This is a genomic window from Hanstruepera ponticola (assembly GCF_002940745.1).
GTDB classification, from domain to species: domain Bacteria; phylum Bacteroidota; class Bacteroidia; order Flavobacteriales; family Flavobacteriaceae; genus Hanstruepera; species Hanstruepera ponticola.
This window is the reverse complement of the sequence record NZ_POTB01000001.1, coordinates 1,818,158-1,841,443: the sequence shown is the minus strand read 5'-3', so window position 1 is coordinate 1,841,443 and position 23,286 is coordinate 1,818,158. Positions and strand designations below refer to the sequence as shown.

The following is a 23,286-nucleotide window of genomic DNA, read 5'->3' as shown; positions in this document are numbered from 1 at the left end:
ATTTAAAACGAATTTATGCTTTTGATTTTTAATAAATTTACGCCACCTTTATACAAAACGAAGGATTGCTTTGTTTTAGTGTTAAAATTACAAAATGTTTCTCGAAAATACAGTAAATCATAAAGAACAATTTGGATGGATTGAGGTCATTTGCGGTTCTATGTTCTCTGGCAAAACCGAAGAATTGATTCGCAGGCTGAAACGCGCCCAATTTGCAAGACAAAAAGTGGAAATCTTCAAACCTGCTGTAGATGTAAGGTATGATGAAGACATGGTTGTGTCTCATGACGCTAATGAGATCCGTTCTACGCCAGTTCCTGCAGCAGCTAACATTCCTATTTTAGCTGATGGTTGTGATGTGGTTGGTATTGATGAAGCACAGTTCTTTGATGATGAAATTGTTCGCGTCTGTAATGATTTAGCCAACAAAGGTGTACGTGTCATTGTAGCGGGTTTAGATATGGATTTTAAGGGTAATCCGTTTGGTCCCATGCCTAACCTTATGGCTACTGCAGAATATGTGACGAAAGTACATGCCATTTGTACAAAAACAGGAAATCTAGCACAGTATAGTTACCGAAAAGCTAAAAGTGACGATTTAGTTTTGTTGGGTGAAGTTGATGAGTACGAACCATTAAGTCGCGCGGCATTCTATAAATCCATGCTTCGAGATAAGGTTCGTAATATGAAGGTTAACGATGCTGAAGAAATAGATTCCAATACAGATAAAGCGAATGGGAAAAGTGCATGAAACCATTCTTGAAATAGATTTAAAGGCTTTAAAACACAATTTTAATTTCTTAAAATCTAAATTACAATCTAACACCAAACTACTCGCAGTGGTTAAGGCATATGCATATGGAAGTGATGCCAATGAAATTGCTAAATATCTTGAAGAATTAAAAGTTGATTATTTTGCTGTTGCTTACACCTATGAGGGTGTCGCTCTGCGTGATGCAGGCATAAAAACGCCTATTTTGGTGCTACATCCACAGCCCATAAATTTTAAAACTATAATTGAACGTTGTTTGGAGCCCAGTATTTATAGCCACAAGATTTTAAATGCTTTTATAAACACTTCAGAAGAGGAAAGCCAGAATAATTATCCTATTCATCTCAAGTTTAACACAGGTCTAAACAGAATAGGTTTCAATACAAATGATGTTGAAACAGTTATGTCAAAAATTGGTACAACAGAATCCATAAAAATAAAATCTGTCTTCTCGCATCTTGGTGCCAGCGAGGACTTAAATGAAAAAACATACACAAACAATCAGATTAAAAGTTTTGACTCAATTGTTTCAAAAATAGCACCCAAGTTAAATTATCAGCCTATTTATCATATGTGCAATACCTCGGGAATTTTAAATTATCCTGAAGCTCATCTAGATATGGTTCGATCAGGGATCGGTCTTTATGGCTTTGGAAATTCTGAAAAAGAAGATTCTAATTTTAAACCTGTAGCAACTTTAAAATCAGTGGTTTCTCAAATTCATAGTATTGAATCTGGTGAGAGCGTTGGATACAACCGAGCTTTTAAAGCAACTAAAAATCTACGATCAGCGACTATACCTATTGGTCATGCCGATGGTATAGGCAGACAATATGGTAATGGGAGAGGATTCGTAACTATTAATAATCAACCTGCATTTATTTTAGGCAATGTTTGTATGGATATGATTATGGTTGATGTCACTGAAATTGATTGTCAAGAAGGTGATGAGGTTGTTGTTTTTGGCAAATCACCAACTGCTGTTGAGTTTTCAAAAACAGTTAACAGTATTTCTTATGAAATAATTACCGCAATTTCACAGCGTATTAAGCGTGTTTATTTAAAATAGCTAATTGCATATATTATTTTTAAAAACTTTTTTCTAAATTAGAAATCAGAACATTAACTAAAAACTATTAAAATGCTAAAAGAATTTAAGGAATTTGCAATGAAGGGAAACCTTGTTGACATTGCAGTAGGTTTTGTAATGGGTGCTGCTTTCAAAGAAGTAGTTACAGCCTTTACCGGAGGAATCGTATCTCCATTAATTGGTTTGATTTTCAATGCAGATTTCAAAGACCTCAAATACATTATTACCGAAGGCACTGTTAATGCTGAAGGTGTTGCAGAAGGTGAAGTTGCTGTACTTTGGGGTGCTTTTGTAACTAATGTGATTGATTTTATTATCGTGGCTTTTGTTATGTTCATGATTGTAAAAGCTGTGAATAAAATGAAAAAGAAAGAAGAGCCAGCTCCAGAAGAACCTGCAGGACCATCTGAAATCGATTTATTAAAAGAAATCAGAGACTCGTTAAAAAAGTAAGTTAGCACACCGCTACAATACATAATTTTAACCCTAAACCACTTCCTGAAGCGAAGTGGTTTTTTTTATACTTTTTTTAAATTCAATCTTTGATTATTGCTACTTTTGTAACAAATTAAATCATATGAAAATAGCAGTTGTGGGCGCCACTGGAATGGTTGGCGAAGTTATGTTAAAGGTTCTTGAGGAGCGTGATTTTCCTATAACAGAATTAATTCTTGTAGCATCAGAAAAATCGGTTGGGAAACAAATTCCTTTTAAAGGAAAAATACTCACGGTTGTCGGACTAAAAACTGCTGTGTCATTAAAACCACAAATAGCTTTATTTTCTGCAGGCGGAAGTACTTCTTTAGAATGGGCTCCTAAATTTGCAGAAGCTGGCACAACAGTAATAGATAATTCTTCCGCTTGGCGTATGGATCAGGATAAAAAACTCATAGTTCCAGAAATCAACGCCAATACATTAACGAAATCTGATAAAATAATTGCAAATCCAAATTGCTCAACCATACAAATGGTAATGGCTTTGGCACCTCTTCATAAAAAGTACAAAATCAAGCGTATTGTTGTTTCAACTTATCAATCTATTTCTGGAACAGGCTTAAAGGCTGTTAAGCAGTTAGAGAATGAATTAGCTGGTGTTTCAGGGGAAATGGCCTATCCATATCCAATTCATCAAAATGCCCTACCGCATTGTGACATTTTTGAAGACAACGGTTATACCAAGGAGGAGATGAAATTAGTTCGTGAAACTCAAAAAATTCTCGACGATAAAACAATTGCTGTAACAGCAACGGCTGTGAGAATTCCTACAGCAGGTGGTCACAGTGAATCAGTGAATATAGCTTTTGAAAATGATTTTGACATAAATACAGTTAGACAAATCTTACATAATACACCTGGTGTTATTGTCCAAGATAATACAAACACAAACACCTATCCTATGCCCATTTATGCCAATGGAAAAGATGATGTTTTTGTGGGCAGAATTAGACGTGATGAATCACAACCCAACTCTCTAAACATGTGGATTGTAAGTGATAATTTACGAAAAGGGGCTGCTACAAATACGGTTCAAATTGCTGAATATTTATTGAATAACAGCTTGATTTAATTTTTATTTAGTTAAGTAGGGTTTTTTGTTGTTTAACTGTTTAGTTATTAGAAGTCGTCAAGGGTTTTAAAGGATAATGGACAAGCGCTTATTTTTTTGAGCCTTCTTGTCTGATAAAAAGCGTATTACAACTAATTAATTATAAAGATTTTAGCTTTGTATTTATATTTACTATCCAAATTTTTACCATACATGATGAAAAATTACTTGAAATCTTTATGCATCGTTGGGCTAGTTTTAGTTTATTTTTCTTGTAGTGATGATGATTCTAATTATTCACCTTTGGTAATACAGGCCAATTCAGATTCTAGTGAAGTTTTTCAAAATACTTTTGTAGAAATAGATGTACTTGCAAATGATATAAATATTCCGAATAATGGTGTGCTTACCATATCATCATCAACAAACGCAGCAATTGAAGTACTCACAAATAACACACCCAACAACCCTAGTGATGATAGTATTTTATATACTCCCAATGGCCTATTTTCTGGGAATGATGTCTTTGAATATACTATATGTAATGACAACCAAAATTGTGCAACAGGAACTGTAACGGTATTGGTTCGCCCAGTGACTCCTGTAAATTATGACCCAACAGCTTTTCCTTATAGCACCCTCTCTGAATACAATTTTTTTGAAGGTGATTTAAAAGATTTAAACCCTGTTTATGGTGTTATTCCTTACGATATAAATTCTGCACTTTTTAGTGATTACGCTCATAAAAAACGTTTTGTTTGGATGCCAAACGGCTCTAAAGCCAGTTACGAAAATGATTATTCATCCTTAAATTTTCCCGTTGGATCCTTTTTGATAAAGAACTTTTACTATGACAATGTGCTCCCAGAAAATGAAACCAAAATTATTGAAACTCGAATAATGTACATGACAGATGAAGGGTGGGAGTTTGCAAAATACGTTTGGAATGATAACCAAACAGAAGCAACTTTTACAAATGATGGAAGTTTTGTTAGTTTTGATTGGGTTGAAGATTCAGAAACAAAAAGTGTTAATTACCGAATTCCGTCTCGTGCAGAATGCTTTACCTGCCATAATAAGTTTGGGGAACCACAAGCAATTGGACCAAAACCGCAGAATCTTAATAAAGATTACCCTTATAATTCAGGTGTCATGAATCAAATGGCTAAATGGGCAGATTTTGGATATTTAGAAGATTCTTACCCTAATGATATTGAAACTACTGTCGCTTGGGACGATCCTAATGAACCGATTAATTTAAGGGTTCGCTCTTATATTGACATAAACTGTGCGCATTGTCATGCTGAACAAAGTTATTGTGAATACAGACCTATGCGATTTGCTTACAACACTAATGATGACTTAACCAATATGGGTGTATGTGTAGAACCAGATACCAACATTGGAAACGATTACCCATTTATAATGAATCCTGGAGATGCAGACGCTTCTGTCGTTATGTTCCGAATAAGCTCCATTGAAGAACAATATAGAATGCCTCTTCTTGGCAGAACCTTACAGCACATAGAGGGTGTTGAACTAATCCGTGAATGGATGAATTCTTTACCTGACAGATGTGAATAATATTAACATAAAAACTATGAAAACTAAATTACTTTTTTCAATAATCATTGGTTGCTTTGTAATAACTCAAACTTTTGCACAACCTAGTAATGATGTTATTGGAGGCGCTATTCCAATTACGCCTTCTCCTGAAGGAACAGGTTGTGATACGCCAACTTTTGTTCTGCCTTTTTCAACAGATGGAACGACGGATAGTGAACTACAAGGCAATTGCAGTACATCTGGATTAGATCAATTTTTTACTTGGACAGCTACATCTTTAGGGCTTTCATTCTCATCACAAGCTCCTGGTAACCCTGGAATAACTGTGTGGAATGCAAATGGAACTATTCATTATGACTGCACTGATACTTTTGCTAATGAAACTGTAAGTGGTTGGGAATTAGGTGATGAACTAATCATTCAAATTTATGACTTTGAAGGAACAGCCTTGTCGGATGTTACTTTTTGTCTAGAGATTAACAATATTGCGCCTCCTCAACCCTCACCTATCTCATTCACAACTCAAAACTTCACCTCATTAGGTATAAACCAAATAAAATGGGCTGTTGTTGATATGAATGGTGATTTTCTTGATGATATAGTGACCGTTGGAACTTATACGTCATCTGAAATAAATGTGCAATTTCAAAATGCTTCTGGTAATTTTACTAGTATAAACATAGACACTCCTGATGCTGATTTCACCCCTTCTTGGAGCTTAGCCGCAGCAGATTATGATAAAAATGGTTATACTGATTTAGTTTATGGGAATGGCAGTGGTGTGACTTTTATGAAAGCAGAAATAAATTCAACTAACCTAAATAATGGGAATCCATTTGATGATGTAACAAGCTTTATAGAATCTTCAGGACCTGAAGATGTGTTTTCGCAACGGTCTAATTTTGCTGATATTAATAATGATGGTCATCTAGATGCTTTCGTTTGCCATGATGTAGCTCCAAACGTATTTTATATTAATGATGGGTCCGGGAATTTAACATTTAACCAGGGTGGTCTAGGTGATTATGCTTCTGGTGGAAATTACGGCTCAATTTGGATAGATTATGATAATGACGGTGATTTAGACATGTTTATTGCAAAATGTGGGGGTGAAACAGAGCGGAGAAAAAATCAAATGCTAAGAAATAATGGCGATAGCACTTATACAGAAGTTGCAGCCTCACTAGGTCTTGATGACCCTATGCAAACTTGGTCATCAGCTTGGGGGGATTTTGATAATGATGGTGATATGGATGTTTTTGTTGGTGCTAGTACAGGTACTCATAAACTAATGAGAAATGATGTAAATACATCAGGTGTTTTTACAAATGTTACCGTTGGCTCTCACGTTACAGATCTGACAACTACAGGTCACGAAAATTTAGCTTTTGACTTTGACAATGATGGAAACCTTGATATTGTCTCTAACGGAAATATTCTTTTTGGAAATGGTGATTTAACTTTCTATTCCATAGAAAATATTATTCCATATATCAACGGTTCTTTTGGAGACCTTAATGATGATGGGTTTATTGATGCTGTTACACAAAATAATGGTGTTGGAACTATTTATATGAATGATGGTACAGCGAATAACTGGATTAAAATTCATACTGTTGGAACTACAAGTAATGGAAATGGTATAGGAGCTCGTGTTGAAGTTTATACAAACTCTGGGACACAAATAAGAGATGTACGCAGTGGCGAAGGATTTGCTTTTATGAGCAGTTTAAATACTCACGTTGGTTTAGGCACTGATACCTCTATTACTAAAATTATTGTTAGATGGCCATCAGGGTTTATTGATCAAATTGATAATCCTGCAATTAACCAATCACTAACTATTACAGAAGGTGACTTCCCTTTAAGTGTAGTTGATCAATCTATTTCTGAAATGATTATATATCCTAATCCTGTTAACAATATCCTCTCAATTAAAACGAATGATGATTTGTCAGATAGAGTGGCAACTATTTTTGATATAAACGGAAAGCGTGTTTTAAATGGTTTTATTGTTAATAACACAATAAATGTTTCTGGTTTATCTTCGGGTACATATTTTTTACGACTAGAATCAAATGGTAAACAAGTAGTGAAAAAAATTATTAAGATTTAATTTTAACAAATATGTTAATTCAAAAAGACTCATGTTTAAAACACATGAGTCTTTTTTTGATTTTAATTAATATCTTGTTTATCTTCAATGGTTTAATAAAATTTAGTATTTTAGGGGACTTTTCTAAAGAATTGTTAATCAAATTAATAGCGAATATGAAAAAAATATTACTCTTAGTGACCCTATTTTCTACCCTACTTAACTATTCGCAAACTAATTCAGATACCTGTGCAGAAGCTGATGCTGATACACCTATAACCGGTCCTGGTCTATATACTGTTGACGCTATAAATGGTAGCGAAATGCCTCCTGAATTTTGTGTTGGTAACGGAAACAATGTTACCGCTGGTGAATGGTATAGGTACATTCCTTCTGAAGATACCTATATGACTGTCACTACTGAATTATCTCAAAATTCAGGAGGTGATACGCGTGTACATATTTACAGTGGTAATTGTGGCGCATTGGTTTGTGAAGGAGGTGATGATGATAGTGGCGATATTGGTAACGGTTATTTGTCAATTGCTTCACTAGATGTTGTTGGTGGGCAGACATATTACATTGTATTTGATGATAAATGGAATGCCAATGGATTTGATTTTGAGATTTATGAGGGCGATCCTCCTCCAGGTCCAGATCCTGCACCTGTTACGTTTACAACTAGTAACATAAGCGTTACAGGTTCTAGTAGGGCAGTCGTTGATATGAATGGTGATTATCTAGATGACATTGTGAGTATAACTGCCACTAATGTTAATATTCATTTACAAAATGGATCTGGTGGATTCACAGAAACCAATATTACGACATCAAACGCTGATTTCACACCAGGTTGGAGCTTAGCAGCTGGAGATTATAATGCAGATGGATTTACTGACTTATTATACGGTAGTGGAAGTGGTGTAACTTTCATGCGTTCAAATGGTGATTTTACGTTTACAGAGTTTTCTGGTACAGAATATGTGTTTTCTCAACGTTCAAATTTTGTCGATATCAATAATGACGGACATTTAGATGCCTTTGTTTGCCATGATGTCGATCCCAACGTGTACTATATAAATGATGGAAATGGTAATTTAAATTATTATCAAACCACGGGATCTGATGCTCCTTATAATTTAGGAGATTATAACTCTGGAGGAAATTACGGCTCTATTTGGATTGATTATGATAACGATAGGGATTTGGATATGTTCATTGCTAAATGTGGTGGTGAAGAAGCTAGACGCACCAACCAAATGCATACAAACAATGGTAAATATGAAACAGATAATACCATTATTAGCTACACCGAAAATGCTGCTGAAATTGGACTAGCCGATCCTATGCAAACATGGTCTTCCGCATGGGGTGATTTTGATAATGATGGTGATATGGATGTTTTCGTAGGTGCCAGTTCAGGATCTCATAAATTAATGCGTAATAATAATGGTGTTTTTGAAAATGTTACGGCATCTTCTGGTGTTAATACGCTAACTGCTACTGGAATTGAAAATGCTACTTACGATTTTGACAATGATGGAAATTTAGATATTGCATCAAATGGCAATATCTTGTTTGGTAGTGGTGATATGACATTCACAGTTTATACCAATCAACTATCAAACGGATCATTTGGTGATTTAGATAATGATGGTTTTATTGATGCTTTTAATGGAAGTACCTTTTACAGAAATGAAGGCAATGATAATAATTGGATTAAAATAACTACGGTTGGAACTGATAGTAATATTAATGGTATTGGAGCGCGAGTTGAAGTTCACACTGCTTCTGGAGTACGTATCAGAGATGTTCGTAGTGGTGAGGGATTTCGTTTCATGAGTTCGTTAAACACACATGTTGGATTGGGGACAGAAGACACAATTGATAATATTATTGTTTATTGGCCTTCAGGAATTATAGACAACATTCAAAACCCTCCTATTAATGAAGGCGTAGTTATCATTGAAGGCGAATCATTATCTGTTGAAGACTATGAAGTATCAGATTTAGTAATTTATCCTAATCCTGCAAAAGAAGTTATAAACCTAGAATCGCAAGTAAGTGTAACTGGTAGAATTGCTACTGTATTTGACATTAATGGTAAACGTGTTTTAAATGTAAAACTAGAAACGAACTCACTTAACGTTTCAACTTTAAATAGTGGTTTCTATGTTTTAAGAATAGAAAATGAAGGTAGAGTTGTCACAAGAAAATTTATAAAGGAATAACTACTTAAATTTCAAGTAAAAAAAAATTCGCTCTAACTTCGAGCGAATTTTTTTTGCTTTATTTTTGTCCCATGCTTCAAATAAAGAAAATAACTTTTAGTTATCAAACAAAACCTGTTCTGCGCAACCTTAATTTATCGATACAAAAAGGAGAGCATGTATCTATCATTGGTGAAAGTGGCTCTGGAAAAAGTACATTGTTGAAACTTATATATGGTACGTATGATTTAGATGAAGGTCAAATTTTTTGGGGAGAAACCGAAATATTAGGTCCTAAATACAATCTTGTTATTGGTTATGACTTTATGAAATACGTGGCTCAAGAATTTGAGTTAATGCCTTTTATTAGTGTTGCTGAAAACATTGGCCATTACCTATCTAATTTCTTTCCTGAACAAAAAGAAGAGCGCATTTTAGAACTACTAGAAGTCGTAGAGTTAACAGATTTTGCTCAGACAAAAGCAAATTTGTTAAGTGGTGGACAAAAACAACGTGTTGCACTAGCCAAAGCATTGGCCAAAGACCCTGAATTAATTTTATTAGACGAACCGTTTAGTCATATCGATAATTTTAAAAAGCACCAATTAAGACGACGGCTTTTCAAATATTTAAAACAAAAACAAATAACATGCGTAGTTGCAACACATGATAAGGAAGATGTTTTAGGATACGCTGATAACATAATAGCACTCCATGACTCAAGAGTGATTGCAACTGAAAAACCAGAAGAACTATACAGAAACCCAAAATTGCCATTAATAGCTGCATTTTTTGGAGAATATAGTGTTATTGAGCCCTATGGGATTATTTATGCACATCAATTACAAGTTGTCGACAACTCTGATATTGAAGTAGTCGTAGCAAATTGTTATTTTAAAGGCGATTATTATTTAATTGAAGCCAACTACAACGAAAATAAGGTCTACTTTCAGCATCACGAAACTTTAGGTATAAATGATTGTGTTTTCATTAAAGAAACTAACTAACCTTCTCAATTAAAAATTTTAGGTTATTGAATTCAACTTCGCTGCCTACTGTTTTGCCTAGCAGCAATTTACCAATAGGCGTTTGTGAGGAAATTCCATAAAACACCATATCATTAACTTGTAATTTTCCTGCGCTAATTGCTATAAAATAATTTGATTGCGTTGTATGAACAATACTTCCTAAACTAATATTTATAGAAATTTTATCAGTTTGTATTTTAGAGAGGATTTCTTGCTGTTTCTCTAGTTCGGCTAATTGATTTCCTAGTTTTTCGCGCTCCAATTGTAACATAGCTCGCCCAGTTTCATGCTTATCGCCTGCACTACTTTTAGTTTCTGCTGTTAAGGCTTTATTTGTATCTTCTATTTGGGATAGGACAATCTTTAATCTGTCTTGACAAAACCTATAACATTGTTCAAATAATTTTACTTTTATTCCTGAACTACTTGACATGGGCTATTTCATAATTAAGTTTTCCAAAATACCCCATTTGTTTAACAATCCAATTAACTCTACTCTGAATATAATTTGAAGCTGGTCGTGCCTTGTATTTTCTAGGATTAGGTAGAATAGCAGCAATACTAGCCGCTTCTGACTGTGATAATTTTGATGTTGACTTTTTAAACCAATATTGAGATGCTGCCTCTGCTCCATAAATACTATTACCCATTTCAATACTGTTTAAATAAACTTCCATTATACGCTCTTTACCCCAAATATGTTCAATCAAAAATGTAAAATACACTTCTAAACCTTTTCTTAACCAACTACGTTCTGGCCATAAAAATACATTTTTAGCTGTTTGTTGACTTATGGTGCTGCCTCCTTTTACACGCTTACCTTTTTTATTGTTTTCTATAGCTTTTTCTATGGCCTTCAGATCAAAACCGCTATGAATTAAAAAATTTTGATCTTCACTGCAAATAACTGCTAATTGCAAGTTTTTGGATATGTTCTCTATCGGTTCCCAATTATGATTGATTCTAATTTCACTTCCGCTCTGATAACTTTCAATGCTTCTAATAACCATTAAAGGAGTTAATTTAACTGGAACCCATTTATAGAGAAAGACCAGAAATAAAGAAAATAAAATCAGTCCTAAAAAAAGTCGCCAGAAAAATCTAATTATTTTTTGCATTTTTAATCTAGTAAATTCGCTAAATCAACACCAACAGAACTTCCTATTGCAACTCCCATACCTCCTAATCTAACACCACAATAAACGTGATTACTAACCTGTTTTACAATAGGTTTTTTTTGATTACCAATACCCATGATTCCGCTCCAACGATAATCTACTTCGAATGGTTTATCAGGTAATATAACCGTTTTTAATAGGTCTTCAAGTTTATCCTGAATCCGTTTTGTTTCAATCATATCAGTTGTTTCTTCTCCTTTAAAGTCTAAATTTCTACCACCACCAAATAATACTCTGTTATCTATATTTCTAAAGTAATAATAGCCTCTGTCTAAATGAAAAGTTCCTTTAATAAGGAGCTTGTCAATAGGTTTAGTTATTAAAACTTGAGCTCTAGCGGGTTTGACTTCTTCATCTAACAACTGTTTGGCAAATCCGTTTGTTGTGATGCATAATTTATTAGTTTTGAAATTAAAGTAATTGGTTATAATTTCAACGTGAGTATTTGTGCCTACAAAATCTTCAACTGTTATACTATTTAAAATTCTAATTCCATTAGATTGTGCTTTAGAGAGTAATGCCTGCATCATTTTACCAGTATCAATCTGGCCTTCAAACTGGTTTAATAGATACTTTGGTTTGATATTCTGAAATTCAAAAATATTTGATTTAATACTATAAACAGATTCCTTAAAAATTGGTTTTAATAGCTTGTTAATTGTTTCTCTATGAGATAAGCATTCTTCAAATAACTCATCATCATCGCAGTTGAATAATTCAAAACCACCAAATTGCTTGTAGTCAATATTTGAGTCTGACAAATTTCTACGTAATAAGTCTAAACCTTCCTTTCGCTTTTTCACAATTTTAAAAACCTCTTCTTCTGTGTGTGTTTTAAGGTCGTCAAGAATTTCACTCAAGCTTCCAAAGCAGGCAAAACCAGCGTTTTTAGTACTTGCACCTTGAGGCAGTACACCGCGCTCTAATACTAACACGTTTGCTTTGGGATATTTATACTTTAATTGAATCGCACAACTTAAACCTACTATTCCACTACCAACTATCGTATAATCAACATTACTAAACCATGTTTTTATTTCCCAATATGATAAGCTCATGTAACAATAATTGAAAATTAAACAATATAAAAAAGCCTCTAAATTTAGAGGCTTCTTTCTTATTCTTCTTCTGTTTTTTTAATAACAAAATCTTCCATAAATTTTGTTGTATAGTTGCCTGCCAAATAATCAGGATGTTCCATCAATTGGCGGTGAAAAGGTATTGTTGTTTTAATGCCTTCAATCACAAACTCATCTAAAGCACGTTTCATTTTATTAATAGCTTCTTCTCTTGTTTGAGCCGTAGTTATAAGTTTAGCTATCATTGAATCGTAATTAGGCGGAATCATATAACCAGCGTAAACATGAGTATCTAGTCTAACACCATGTCCGCCTGGCGCATGTAGGGTTGTTATTCTACCTGGCGAAGGTCTAAAGTCATTGAATGGATCTTCAGCATTAATTCTACATTCAATTGAATGCAAATTAGGTGTGTAGTTTTTTCCTGAAATTGGAACACCAGCAGCGACTAATATTTGCTCACGAATCAAATCAAAATCAATAACTTGTTCAGTGATTGGATGCTCAACTTGAATACGTGTATTCATTTCCATAAAGTAGAAATTCCGATGCTTATCAACAAGAAACTCTACGGTTCCTGCTCCTTCATACTTTATATATTCAGCTGCTTTTACAGCTGCTTTACCCATTTTATCTCGAAGTTTATCTGTCATAAACGGAGATGGGACTTCTTCTGTTAACTTTTGATGCCTTCTTTGTACGGAACAATCTCTTTCAGATAAATGACATGCCTTTCCAGTTGAATCTCCTACTACCTGAATTTCAATATGTCGTGGCTCTTCAATAAGTTTTTCCATATACATATCGTCATTTCCAAAAGCAGCTTTAGACTCTTGTCTAGCTGAATCCCAGGCATCTTTAAGCTTTTCTGGTTTCCATACAGCTCGCATGCCTTTACCACCTCCTCCTGCTGTTGCTTTTAGCATCACAGGGTAACCAACTTCTTTGGCTAGTTTTTCACATTCTTCAAAATCAGCAATAATGCCATCGCTTCCAGGAACACAAGGTACGCCAGCTGCTTTCATAGTCGCTTTAGCTGTAGCTTTGTCTCCCATTTTGGCTATCATTTCTGCCGAAGCACCAATAAATTTGATTCCGTGTTCTTCACAAATTTTAGAAAATTTTGCATTTTCAGACAAAAACCCATAACCTGGATGAATAGCATCAGCATTTGTTATTTCAGCTGCAGCTATTACATTGGACATTTTTAAATAGGATTCACTACTTGGCGGAGGTCCTATACAAACGGCTTCGTCAGCAAATTTCACATGAAGGCTTTCGGCATCAGCAGTAGAATAAATTGCTACGGTTTTAATGCCCATTTCTTTACAGGTTCTTATCACACGAAGTGCAATTTCCCCTCTATTGGCAATTAATATTTTTTTAAACATAACTTACAGTCTTAAAAATTTCTAATTCCAAGCCTCAAATTCCATCTATTGGATTTTTGAGTCCCAATTATTCTAATTTTGAGATGAGAATTGGAATCTTTAATTTGGTTATGATGGATCAACTAAAAATAATGGTTGATCAAATTCTACTGGAGACGAGTCATCAACTAAAACCTTAACTATTTTACCTGAAACTTCAGATTCTATTTCGTTAAATAACTTCATTGCTTCAATAATACAAAGCACATCACCTTCTTTTACGGTTTGACCAACTTCAACAAACACTGGTTTGTCTGGAGATGGTTTGCGATAAAGCGTTCCAATAATGGGTGATTTAATGGTTATGTATTTTGAATCATCTGAACTGGCTGTTGTCTCAGTAGCTGGTGCTTGCGCTGGAGCTGGAGCAGCTGGTGTTGCAGCTGACACCGGTGCTTGAGCTACTGGAGCACTAACTGGGACTTGCTGAACGTATGTGGTTGATTCCTTTTCGTCACTTCCTGTTTTGATTGTAATTTTAACATCATCAGTTTCTAATTTAACTTCGCTAGCGCCTGATTTTGCTACAAATTTTATTAAATTTTGAATATCTTTTAAATCCATAATAATTTAATTTTTTAGAATTTGTTAGTTGTTAGTTAGGAGTTATAAGCCCATTTTAAATATATAGATCCCCAAGTAAATCCACCGCCAAAAGCAGCAAATATGAGGTTATCTCCTTTTTTTAATTGTGTTTCGTAATCGTTAAGCAACAATGGTAGAGTTGCAGATGTGGTATTGCCATATTTCTCAATATTCATCATGACCTTTTTTTCATCCAAACCCATTCTGTTCGCAGTGGCATCAATGATACGTTTATTGGCTTGATGAGCTACTAGCCATGCAACATCACTTTTAGACAAATTATTTCTTGTCATTATTTTTTCGGCAACATCAGCCATGTTAAAAACTGCATTTTTAAATACAGTTTTACCATCTTGAAAAACATAGTGTTTCCCTTCTGCTACAGCTTCAGGCGTAGATGGGTAAGATGAACCTCCGTAAGTTGCTTGTAAAAATTCTCTTCCAGAACCATCACTACGTAAATATTCATCTTGCAACCCTAAACCTTCATTATTCGGTTCAAATAAAACAGCGCCAGCACCATCTCCGAAAATGATACAGGTTGCTCGGTCTTTATAATTTATAAATGATGAGTTTTTATCAGCACCTATAAGTAGTATTTTCTTGTATTTTCCAGACTCTATGTAACTAGAAGCTGTTGACATCCCGAATAAAAAACTTGAACAAGCTGCCTCTAAATCAAAAGAAAAGGCATTTGTGGCTCCAATTTGAGTAGCTGTATAAGCAGCGGTTGATGCAGCTTTCATGTCTGGTGACGCTGTGGCGACAATTACTAGATCTATTTCCTTTGGGTCTAATCCTGTTTTATTTAATAGGTCTTTGGCAGCATTTATAGCAAGAAAAGAAGTTCCTTTTCCGTCTTCTTTTAATATGCGCCTTTCCTTAATTCCTGTTCTTGTAGTTATCCATTCATCATTTGTATCAACCATTGTTTCAAGAATTTGATTGGTCAATACGTACTCTGGCACATAGCCACCTACAGCTGTAATGGCTGCTGAGATTTTACTCATACCGTTATAATATTTCACTAAAATCGTATAAAAAATACTGATTCTGCACAAAAAATGACAAAATCAGCTAATTTCAGTCTAATTTAATGCAAATTAAGTGGTTTTTATGTTCTATAAAAATTTATCATAAAAAAAACGCTCATGAATGAGCGTTTTATTATATGCATGCATAACAACTATGCTAAATTTTCAGCCTCTTCAGAGTTATCAATTAATACTTGACCTCTGTAATATAGTTTACCTTCATGCCAGTGCGCTCTGTGATATAAGTGCGCCTCTCCTGTAGTAGGACACGTAGCAATTTGCGGAGCAGTTGCTTTGTAATGTGTTCTTCTTTTATCTCTTCTTGTTTTCGAGATTTTTCTTTTAGGATGTGCCATTTTATTATTATTTATCCGTTAATAGTTTCTTTAATGTATTCCAACGAGGGTCCGTTTCTTCTGAAGCAGAATCGTTTAATTTTTCAGCTTTTGGGCTTAATTCTTCTAATTTATCAAGTATTTCAGAGCCAATAGAGCCATCTTTAATTCCTGGGTGGAGTCTTTTTCTAGGTACGCCTAAAACAATAAGTTCGTAGATATACTGTTGAACATTAACCTCATATGCACCATGTGGCAAAACGAGTAAATCAATTTCTTCATCATTAAATTCTTCTCCAAATTTCACAACCAAATCAAAATCACTTTCAATTTCCTGATTGTAGGGTTCGTTTGTTACATCACAATGAACATTAACATAACCAGAAATTTTAAAATTTAATTCCAACAAAGTTGATTTTTTGTTCAATTCTAGATTAACTGCTACTGAAGCATCGTTAAAATCCTGATAATCAAAAAAATCAAAGAACGTTTTATCTATTTTAAACTCAAATTGATGTTTTCCTTCTTTTAGCCCTACAAAAGGTATTGTAAATGTTTTCAATTCCTTCATTCTCCATCTATTTTGAGCCTGCAAATATATAAAATAATTTTCAGCTTAAACCACTTATAAACATTTTTTTGTTTATATCTTTTTTTGACCTTTTTTCAAAGGGTTTTGACTCAACAATTTGTTCTCTTTTCTGTTTTTATAAAGCTGAATACCTAAATAAATTGCTTCTTTAAAAGAACTTTCGTTTGCTTCGCCTTTTCCAGCAATTTCATAGGCTGTTCCATGGTCTGGTGACGTCCGAATTTTAGATAAACCCGCAGTATAATTTACTCCCTTACCAAAAGACAGTGTTTTAAAAGGGATTAAGCCTTGGTCATGATAGGCTGCAACAATGGCATCAAAATTTTTGTAATTTCCTGATCCAAAAAAGCTATCTGCTGCATAGGGCCCATAAACCAATTTACCATTTTCAACCAATTCTTTCAAAGCAGGTCTTAAAACTGTATCGTCTTCTTTTCCTATTACACCATTATCACCAGTATGAGGATTAATGCCTAAAACTGCAATTTTTGGTCTTCTGATATTAAAATCGGTTTGAAGTGTATTGTAAATAGTATTGATTTTTTTATCAATTAATTCTTTTGTAATATGGTTTGAAACCTCTTTGACCGGCACATGGTCAGTTAACAAACCAACTCTCAAATCGTTAGACACCATAAACATCAAGCTATCACCTTCTAATTCTTTCGCCAAAAAATCTGTGTGTCCAGGAAACTTGAATTTTTCAGACTGTATGTTATGCTTATTAATTGGAGCAGTAACCAACACATCTATTTGGTCATCTTTTAAAGCTTTTGTGGCCTGTTCAAGTGATTTAATAGATAACTCTCCCATTTTTGGGTTTTCTTCGCCAAAGTGTATAGCAACTTTTTCATTCCAAGCGTTAAAAACATTTATTTTCCCGGGTACTAAATCACTTAATTTGTTGATTCCGTTAAATGATAACTCAAAGTTGAAATGATTTTTTAAAAAAGATATTGTTTTTACCGATGCAAAAATAACAGGTGTAAAAATATCCAAGGTTCGATTGTCTTCCAATGTTTTTAAAACAATTTCTCCACCAATACCATTTAAATCACCTATTGATATTCCAACTATAACATTTCCGTCTTTCTTCATTTAGTTTGCAACTTAAGTTTGTAATTTTGTCGAGACAAATTTAACTAAATATTCTTACAGATGTTTACAGGAATCATTGAAACTATTGGAGAGGTTAAAGAATTAAAGCAAGATCAATCAAATATTCACATTACCATTGCGTCTAATATCACTTCAGAGCTTAAAATTGATCAAAGCGTTGCGCATAACGGCGTTTGTTTAACCGTTGTTTCTATAAAAGATGACACATATACTGTTACAGCAATTGATGAAACTTTAGCAAAAACAAACCTTTATATGCTATCAAAAGGAAGTGCCATTAATTTAGAACGTGCCATGAAACTTGGTGATAGACTAGATGGCCATATTGTACAAGGTCATGTGGACCAAACTGCTATTTGCGAAAGCATAGAAGAATCTGATGGTAGTTGGATTTTCACCTTTACTTATGACAAATCTCTCAACAATATTACAATTGAAAAAGGGTCTATTACTGTTAATGGTGTGAGCCTTACGGTAGTTAATTCAAAAACTAATTCGTTTAGTGTTGCCATTATTCCTTATACATTCTTAAATACTACTTTCAAATATATTAAACCCGGAAATGTTGTGAACTTAGAATTTGATGTGGTTGGTAAATATGTAAAGAAGTTATTCGAAAACAACCAATAGTCTGGTTATCACCTTATTTTGATTTTAATAATCTTGTGATTCCGTAAAACAAACCCGCTATCAAAGCAAAAATTACACCTCCATCTATTGGAAGCCCAGGCGGTGGTGGTGGTTGCGGTGGTGGTGGACCCGTTTGGGCAACACATACAAAACTTATTAATAAAAATAAGATTGAGGCAACTATTTTACTGTTTTGTATTTTCATCAGTCCGTAAATGTATAAAAAAAAGGCATTTAACAAAATAAAAATGCTTTATATCCATATTAAATAACAAAATTAATCGTCAAAAAACACTTGTATATGGTTAAAAAATTTAAATAGCATTTAGAAATTCAAATATATGTTTTTTTAAATAACTAAAACAAAAAAAATAATTTTCAGTTTTTTTAAGTAGTTGGAATGTTGTTAATTACCTTCATATTCTAAATTACATACGATGTTTTTACGAACTTGGTTTTTAAAAGGAAAAATAGAATATGAAGAAAAAACAAAGCCTTTCAAAAAAGGTGAAAGGCTTTGTTTTACTTGTGGTCCCACCTGGGCTCGAACCAGGGACTTTCTGATTATGAGTCAGATACTCTAACCAACTGAGTTATAGGACCTATTAGCGTTTTGCTAATACACTCTTGCTTAAAGAGTGTGCAATATTACTACATATTTTAAAACTCTACAAGATTTTTTATTTCTTTATATCTTGGCATAACTCAATAAGAACACCGTTAGTTGATTTAGGATGTAAAAACACAACCAACTTATTATCGGCTCCTTTTTTGGGTATTTTATTTAGAACTGTAAAACCCTCGTTTTCCAATCTTTCAATTTCAGATTCAATACAATCTACATCAAAAGCAATATGGTGAATGCCCTCTCCTCTTTTTTCAATGAATTTTGAAATTGGACTATCAGGATTTGTGCCTTCTAAAAGCTCTATCTTACTTTCTCCAATCTTAAAAAAAGAAGTATTCACACCTTCACTTAACACTTCTTCTATTTTATAATGTGATTTGCCAAACAACTTTTCGAATAAATCGTTAGAATTTTTTAAGTCTTTTACTGCAATACCAATGTGTTCAATCTTATTCATGATAAGTAAGTTACGAATTTTGATTGCAAAAGTAAGATAATCTTCAAATATGCGTTATTTTTGCATCATGGAAGAAAGTCAAAGACAAAAGAAAATAGCTTCGGTTTTACAACGTGACCTTGTAGATATATTACAAAAAGCAGCTACTCAAGGTGGCATGCAAGGTATACTGATTTCTGTTTCTAAAGTAAAAGTTACCGTAGATTTATCTGTGGCGAAAGTCTATTTAAGTATTTTCCCAAATAATAAAGCTAAAGAACTTATTCTAGGCATTCGATCTAATGCGCCTTTAATTAAGCATGAGTTGGCTCAACGCACAAAAAACCAGTTAAGACGCATGCCTCAATTGGAGTTTTTTGTTGATGATTCTTTGGAGTACATTGACAAAATTGAAAAATCTTTAAAAGGCAGTGATAACCCTATTTCTGATCCTAATCTTTTAGATAAACGTAAAAAGTCTTAATTGAACTTCTCGTTATATATAGCAAAACGATACCTGCTTTCAAAAAGCTCTAACAATGCTATTAATTTTATTACAATTATTGCCGCAATAAGTGTAATCATTGGCGCTTTATCGCTTTTTATTGTACTCTCTGGTTTTGCTGGCCTCAAAGATTTTACGCTGCAATTTACTTCGATTATAGATCCTGACTTAAAGGCAGAACCTTATCAAGGGAAATCATTCTACATAAGTGATTCTGAACTGAAAGATCTTGAAAATATTCCTGATGTTGTTTCATTTGCGAAAATTGTTGAAGAGCGTGTTTTTATTTCTTTTGAAGGCAGAAATCATAACGCTTTCATAAAAGGGGTTGATTCTAACTATACCAACATACATGCTGTTGACTCTATTGTTCCTTTAGGAAGCTGGTTTTCGGAAAAAACAAATCAAGTTGTTACTGGTTGGGGAATAGCCAACCGTTTATCAATAGGCGTTTTAGACTATGGTAAAGCTGTCAACTTATATGTTCCAAAGCCTGGTAAAGGCCAAATTTCTTCAATAGAACAAGCTTTCAATTCTGTGAGAGCAGTAAATGTTGGCATATTTGATGTTAACGAAGCTTTAAATGAGAAATACATATATGTCCCGATTGAAATGGCTCAACATTTAACAAATTATGAAGCTAATCAAATTTCTGCATTAGAATTTAAACTTCGTGATGGTTTTGATGAAGAGGAAATAAGAACTTCAATTCAGAAAGTTTTAGGTGATAAAATTATTTTAAAAAACAAGTCTCAACTCAATGATGCTTTACATAAAATGCTAAACACCGAAAATTTAGCGGTTTATTTAATATTCACTCTAATCCTAATCATTGCGCTGTTCAATGTCATTGGTTCTATTATCATGATGATACTTGATAAGAAAAAAACCTTGCATACTCTTTACAACTTAGGAGCAACATTAAAAGACATTAGGAGAATTTTCTTTCTTCAGGGAAGTTTAATGACTTTATTTGGTGGATTAATTGGGTTGATTTTAGGGTTGATTTTGGTTTGGTTGCAGGAAACTTTTGGTTTGGTTATGCTAACAGCTTCTTTACCTTACCCGATGTCAATTAAAATTGAGAATATTCTTCTTGTTTATGTTACCATTTCTATTTTAGGAATTGGTGCTGCTAAAATTGCTTCGTCAAGAATCACTAGAAACCTAGTTTCTAATTAGGCAAATTGATAATCTGAAAAGTTTTTAAGAACATCATCAAAAGCTTTAAATACATCTTTTGAATCATCACTTGTAACCATACGCATTCTATATTCCTTGAAGTTTGGAATACCTTTGAAATAATTTGTGTAATGACGTCTGGTTTCAAACACACCTAATTTTTCACCCTTCCAATCAATTGACATTTGTAAATGACGTCTAGCAGCTTCAACACGTTCCTCTAACGAAATAGGCGCAAGATGCTCTCCGGTTTTAAAGTAATGCTTGACTTGTTTAAAAAACCAAGGGTTGCCAATAGTGGCACGACCTATCATGCAACCATCCAACCCGTAACTATCACGCATTTCCATAGCGCGTTCAGGTGAGTCTACATCGCCATTTCCAAATACTGGAATGTGCATTCTAGGATTGTTTTTAACTTCTGCAATAGGTTTCCAATCGGCTTGACCCTTGTACATTTGAGCACGCGTACGACCATGAATAGAAATAGCTTTACAGCCTACATCTTGTAAACGTTCAGCAACCTCAACAATTTTTATGGAATCATGATCCCAGCCTAAACGTGTTTTAACAGTGACTGGTAAATTTGTACGCTTAACCATTTCTGCTGTTAAGCTTTCCATTAAGCAAATGTCTTTTAGAATGCCTGCTCCAGCACCCTTGCTTACTACCTTTTTAACAGGACAACCAAAGTTGATATCGATAATGTCTGGGTTGGACTTTTCAACAATATCAATGGTCTGCAACATGCTGTCTAGGTTAGCACCAAAAATTTGAATGCCAACTGGGCGTTCCTTTTCATAAATGTCTAATTTCATAACACTTTTAGCCGCATTACGAATAAGACCTTCGCTAGAAACAAATTCTGTGTAGACCACATCTGCACCTTGCTCTTTGCACAACGCACGAAAAGGCGGATCACTAACATCTTCCATTGGTGCTAATAGCAAAGGGAAATCTGGAAGTTCTATGTCGCCTATTTTAACCAATTATTTGAAAATTAAATTAAAGTCTAATGTGTCTTTTTTTCGTTCAACACGAACTACGGTGGAATCACCTGGTTCAAACGCAGATAGCGCTCGCATATAGCTCATCATATCTGTCACAGTACTATCGCCAAGTTTGACAACGACATCCCCTTTTTGTAGACCTGCTTTTTGAGCTGGTTTATCTTCACTAACGCCATCTATACGCATGCCTGTTCCGTCGTATAGGTAATCTGGGACAACACCTAAACCTACTTTAAAGCGTGGTGTCTCTTCACTTTCATTTTTAGTTTTTCTAAAGGCTAATTTTCCATTATCATTTAAATCAGAGATAATTTCAAAAATATAGCTTGAAATGGTTGCCATTCCTTTGTAGTTAAGCTTATCAAAATCATCTCCTGGTTTATGGTAGTCTTCATGCTGACCTGTAAAAAAATGCAATACTGGAATGTCAGCTAAATAAAATGACGTATGATCACTTGGACCAACCCCAGATTCTTTTTCTATAAGTTTAAAGTTATCGTTGTGCGAGTTTAAAACCTGCTTAAAAATTGGCGATGTTCCTGTTCCGTAAACAGCTAATGTACTGTCTTGCTTTAGACGACCAACCATATCCATGTTAATCATATAGCTTACCGCTTTAGTGTCAATAGTTGGGTTTTTTACGAAATAGTTTGAGCCCAATAAACCCATTTCTTCACCAGAAAAAGCTATTAAAAGATAATTGTTTGATGTATTTACATTTTTCAGTTTTCCTGCTAAATCTAACATAACAGCTACACCACTAGCATTGTCATCAGCGCCATTATGGATGGCTTTTTCACCTTTATGTAATGAGCCATCACCTCCGTACCCCAAATGGTCATAATGCGCACCAATAACAACAGTGTTTTTTGCATTATTATTAATATATCCAACTACATTGGTTCCTGTTACTGTACCATCTTCAGCAATGTTTGTAAATGCTACTTCGCCATGAGGATCATTTGTGGGTTTAAAACTAAATGTTTGATAATATCCTTCAGTACCTTTAGGCTCGATGCCTATTTCAGCATATCGCTGCGAAATATACTCTGCAGCCTTGAGTTCGCCATCTGTTCCTGTTTCTCTTCCCTCAAGCTTATCATCGGATAAAAACATAACATCTTTCTTTATTTTATTCTCATAGGTATGCTCATTTTTACAACCTAGTAGCGTTATAAAAAGAACTAGTAGCGATATTTTCTTCATTTTAATAATCTTATTTTTGGCGAAATTAAG

General features: G+C 34.1%; 24 protein-coding genes and 1 tRNA gene. 11 read left to right on the top strand and 14 right to left on the bottom strand.

The genetic code is table 11. The features are described from left to right. Nucleotides 1-94 precede the first annotated feature (94 nt). From C1S72_RS08390 to C1S72_RS08355, 8 genes are all read left to right on the top strand, one after another. Nucleotides 95-751, top strand: coding sequence for a thymidine kinase (locus C1S72_RS08390; RefSeq protein WP_104735161.1), 657 nt, complete (start codon nucleotides 95-97; stop codon nucleotides 749-751). Continuing rightward, a complete protein-coding gene (gene alr / locus C1S72_RS08385; RefSeq protein WP_104735160.1) occupies nucleotides 735-1,841 on the top strand; it encodes an alanine racemase in 1,107 nt (368 codons plus the stop codon). Before C1S72_RS08390 ends, alr begins: the two co-directional genes overlap by 17 nt. Nucleotides 1,842-1,913: 72 nt before the next feature. Beyond that, nucleotides 1,914-2,315, top strand: a complete 402-nt coding sequence (gene mscL / locus C1S72_RS08380) for a large conductance mechanosensitive channel protein MscL (RefSeq protein WP_104735159.1) — start codon at nucleotides 1,914-1,916, stop codon at nucleotides 2,313-2,315. Nucleotides 2,316-2,439: 124 nt separating this feature from the next. Continuing rightward, nucleotides 2,440-3,429: an aspartate-semialdehyde dehydrogenase gene (locus C1S72_RS08375; protein ID WP_104735158.1), complete on the top strand. Its 990-nt coding sequence runs from the start codon at nucleotides 2,440-2,442 to the stop codon at nucleotides 3,427-3,429. A gap of 192 nt (nucleotides 3,430-3,621) precedes the next feature. Next, complete coding sequence (locus C1S72_RS08370; RefSeq protein WP_230401603.1) at nucleotides 3,622-4,992, top strand: Ig-like domain-containing protein; 1,371 nt, start codon at nucleotides 3,622-3,624, stop codon at nucleotides 4,990-4,992. Nucleotides 4,993-5,008: 16 nt separating this feature from the next. Continuing rightward, nucleotides 5,009-7,090 carry an FG-GAP-like repeat-containing protein gene (locus C1S72_RS08365; RefSeq protein WP_104735157.1) on the top strand — a complete coding sequence of 694 codons (2,082 nt, stop codon included), beginning with the start codon at nucleotides 5,009-5,011 and terminating at the stop codon, nucleotides 7,088-7,090. A gap of 155 nt (nucleotides 7,091-7,245) precedes the next feature. Next, the gene (locus C1S72_RS08360) at nucleotides 7,246-9,300 is read left to right on the top strand and encodes an FG-GAP-like repeat-containing protein (protein WP_230401602.1); all 2,055 of its coding nucleotides are present in this window, start codon (nucleotides 7,246-7,248) and stop codon (nucleotides 9,298-9,300) included. A 71-nt stretch (nucleotides 9,301-9,371) separates the two neighbouring features. Next, the gene (locus C1S72_RS08355) at nucleotides 9,372-10,286 is read left to right on the top strand and encodes an ABC transporter ATP-binding protein (protein WP_104735156.1); all 915 of its coding nucleotides are present in this window, start codon (nucleotides 9,372-9,374) and stop codon (nucleotides 10,284-10,286) included. Here the strand turns inward: C1S72_RS08355 and C1S72_RS08350 are convergent. From C1S72_RS08350 to pdxA, 9 genes are all read right to left on the bottom strand, one after another. After that, a complete protein-coding gene (locus C1S72_RS08350; RefSeq protein WP_104735155.1) occupies nucleotides 10,279-10,740 on the bottom strand; it encodes a 3-oxoacyl-ACP synthase in 462 nt (153 codons plus the stop codon). The two genes, C1S72_RS08355 and C1S72_RS08350, sit on opposite strands and share 8 nt — an antisense overlap. Next, complete coding sequence (mtgA, locus tag C1S72_RS08345) at nucleotides 10,730-11,425, bottom strand: monofunctional biosynthetic peptidoglycan transglycosylase (RefSeq protein ID WP_104735154.1); 696 nt, start codon at nucleotides 11,423-11,425, stop codon at nucleotides 10,730-10,732. Before mtgA ends, C1S72_RS08350 begins: the two co-directional genes overlap by 11 nt. Nucleotides 11,426-11,427: 2 nt before the next feature. Then, nucleotides 11,428-12,543, bottom strand: coding sequence for an NAD(P)/FAD-dependent oxidoreductase (locus C1S72_RS08340; RefSeq protein WP_104735153.1), 1,116 nt, complete (start codon nucleotides 12,541-12,543; stop codon nucleotides 11,428-11,430). 59 nt (nucleotides 12,544-12,602) lie between these two features. Next, the gene (gene accC, locus C1S72_RS08335) at nucleotides 12,603-13,955 is read right to left on the bottom strand and encodes an acetyl-CoA carboxylase biotin carboxylase subunit (protein ID WP_104735152.1); all 1,353 of its coding nucleotides are present in this window, start codon (nucleotides 13,953-13,955) and stop codon (nucleotides 12,603-12,605) included. Nucleotides 13,956-14,063: 108 nt separating this feature from the next. Next, nucleotides 14,064-14,558 (bottom strand): acetyl-CoA carboxylase biotin carboxyl carrier protein, encoded by a 495-nt coding sequence (accB, locus tag C1S72_RS08330; protein WP_104735151.1) that lies wholly within the window; start codon nucleotides 14,556-14,558, stop codon nucleotides 14,064-14,066. A gap of 35 nt (nucleotides 14,559-14,593) precedes the next feature. After that, a complete protein-coding gene (locus C1S72_RS08325; protein WP_104735150.1) occupies nucleotides 14,594-15,589 on the bottom strand; it encodes a beta-ketoacyl-ACP synthase III in 996 nt (331 codons plus the stop codon). Nucleotides 15,590-15,765: 176 nt separating this feature from the next. Beyond that, nucleotides 15,766-15,969 (bottom strand): 50S ribosomal protein L32, encoded by a 204-nt coding sequence (gene rpmF / locus C1S72_RS08320; RefSeq protein ID WP_092574979.1) that lies wholly within the window; start codon nucleotides 15,967-15,969, stop codon nucleotides 15,766-15,768. A 7-nt stretch (nucleotides 15,970-15,976) separates the two neighbouring features. Next, nucleotides 15,977-16,519: a YceD family protein gene (locus C1S72_RS08315; RefSeq protein WP_104735149.1), complete on the bottom strand. Its 543-nt coding sequence runs from the start codon at nucleotides 16,517-16,519 to the stop codon at nucleotides 15,977-15,979. Between the two features lie 72 nt (nucleotides 16,520-16,591). Then, nucleotides 16,592-17,638 (bottom strand): 4-hydroxythreonine-4-phosphate dehydrogenase PdxA, encoded by a 1,047-nt coding sequence (pdxA, locus tag C1S72_RS08310; RefSeq protein ID WP_104735148.1) that lies wholly within the window; start codon nucleotides 17,636-17,638, stop codon nucleotides 16,592-16,594. A gap of 60 nt (nucleotides 17,639-17,698) precedes the next feature. Here pdxA and C1S72_RS08305 point away from each other — a divergent pair, with 60 nt between their 5' ends. Further along, nucleotides 17,699-18,289, top strand: a complete 591-nt coding sequence (locus tag C1S72_RS08305) for a riboflavin synthase (protein ID WP_104735147.1) — start codon at nucleotides 17,699-17,701, stop codon at nucleotides 18,287-18,289. Between the two features lie 13 nt (nucleotides 18,290-18,302). Here C1S72_RS08305 and C1S72_RS08300 read toward each other — a convergent pair whose 3' ends face one another. The 3 genes from C1S72_RS08300 to mce form a co-directional block, all read right to left on the bottom strand. Further along, nucleotides 18,303-18,494, bottom strand: a complete 192-nt coding sequence (locus tag C1S72_RS08300; RefSeq protein WP_104735146.1) for a PID-CTERM protein-sorting domain-containing protein — start codon at nucleotides 18,492-18,494, stop codon at nucleotides 18,303-18,305. Between the two features lie 324 nt (nucleotides 18,495-18,818). Then, nucleotides 18,819-18,892: transfer RNA gene (locus C1S72_RS08295), tRNA-Ile, on the bottom strand. A gap of 77 nt (nucleotides 18,893-18,969) precedes the next feature. Continuing rightward, the gene (gene mce, locus C1S72_RS08290; RefSeq protein ID WP_104735145.1) at nucleotides 18,970-19,374 is read right to left on the bottom strand and encodes a methylmalonyl-CoA epimerase; all 405 of its coding nucleotides are present in this window, start codon (nucleotides 19,372-19,374) and stop codon (nucleotides 18,970-18,972) included. Nucleotides 19,375-19,441: 67 nt separating this feature from the next. Between mce and rbfA the strand changes: the two genes are divergently transcribed. Together rbfA and C1S72_RS08280 are read left to right on the top strand one after the other, a co-directional pair. Next, nucleotides 19,442-19,837 carry a 30S ribosome-binding factor RbfA gene (gene rbfA / locus C1S72_RS08285; RefSeq protein WP_104735144.1) on the top strand — a complete coding sequence of 132 codons (396 nt, stop codon included), beginning with the start codon at nucleotides 19,442-19,444 and terminating at the stop codon, nucleotides 19,835-19,837. Next, nucleotides 19,838-21,040 carry an ABC transporter permease gene (locus C1S72_RS08280; RefSeq protein ID WP_104735143.1) on the top strand — a complete coding sequence of 401 codons (1,203 nt, stop codon included), beginning with the start codon at nucleotides 19,838-19,840 and terminating at the stop codon, nucleotides 21,038-21,040. Here the strand turns inward: C1S72_RS08280 and dusB are convergent. Together dusB and C1S72_RS08270 are read right to left on the bottom strand one after the other, a co-directional pair. After that, on the bottom strand, nucleotides 21,037-22,029 hold the full coding sequence (gene dusB / locus C1S72_RS08275) for a tRNA dihydrouridine synthase DusB (protein ID WP_104735142.1): 993 nt from the start codon (nucleotides 22,027-22,029) through the stop codon (nucleotides 21,037-21,039). The two genes, C1S72_RS08280 and dusB, sit on opposite strands and share 4 nt — an antisense overlap. After that, nucleotides 22,030-23,256 (bottom strand): M28 family peptidase, encoded by a 1,227-nt coding sequence (locus tag C1S72_RS08270; RefSeq protein ID WP_104735836.1) that lies wholly within the window; start codon nucleotides 23,254-23,256, stop codon nucleotides 22,030-22,032. Nucleotides 23,257-23,286 lie beyond the last annotated feature (30 nt).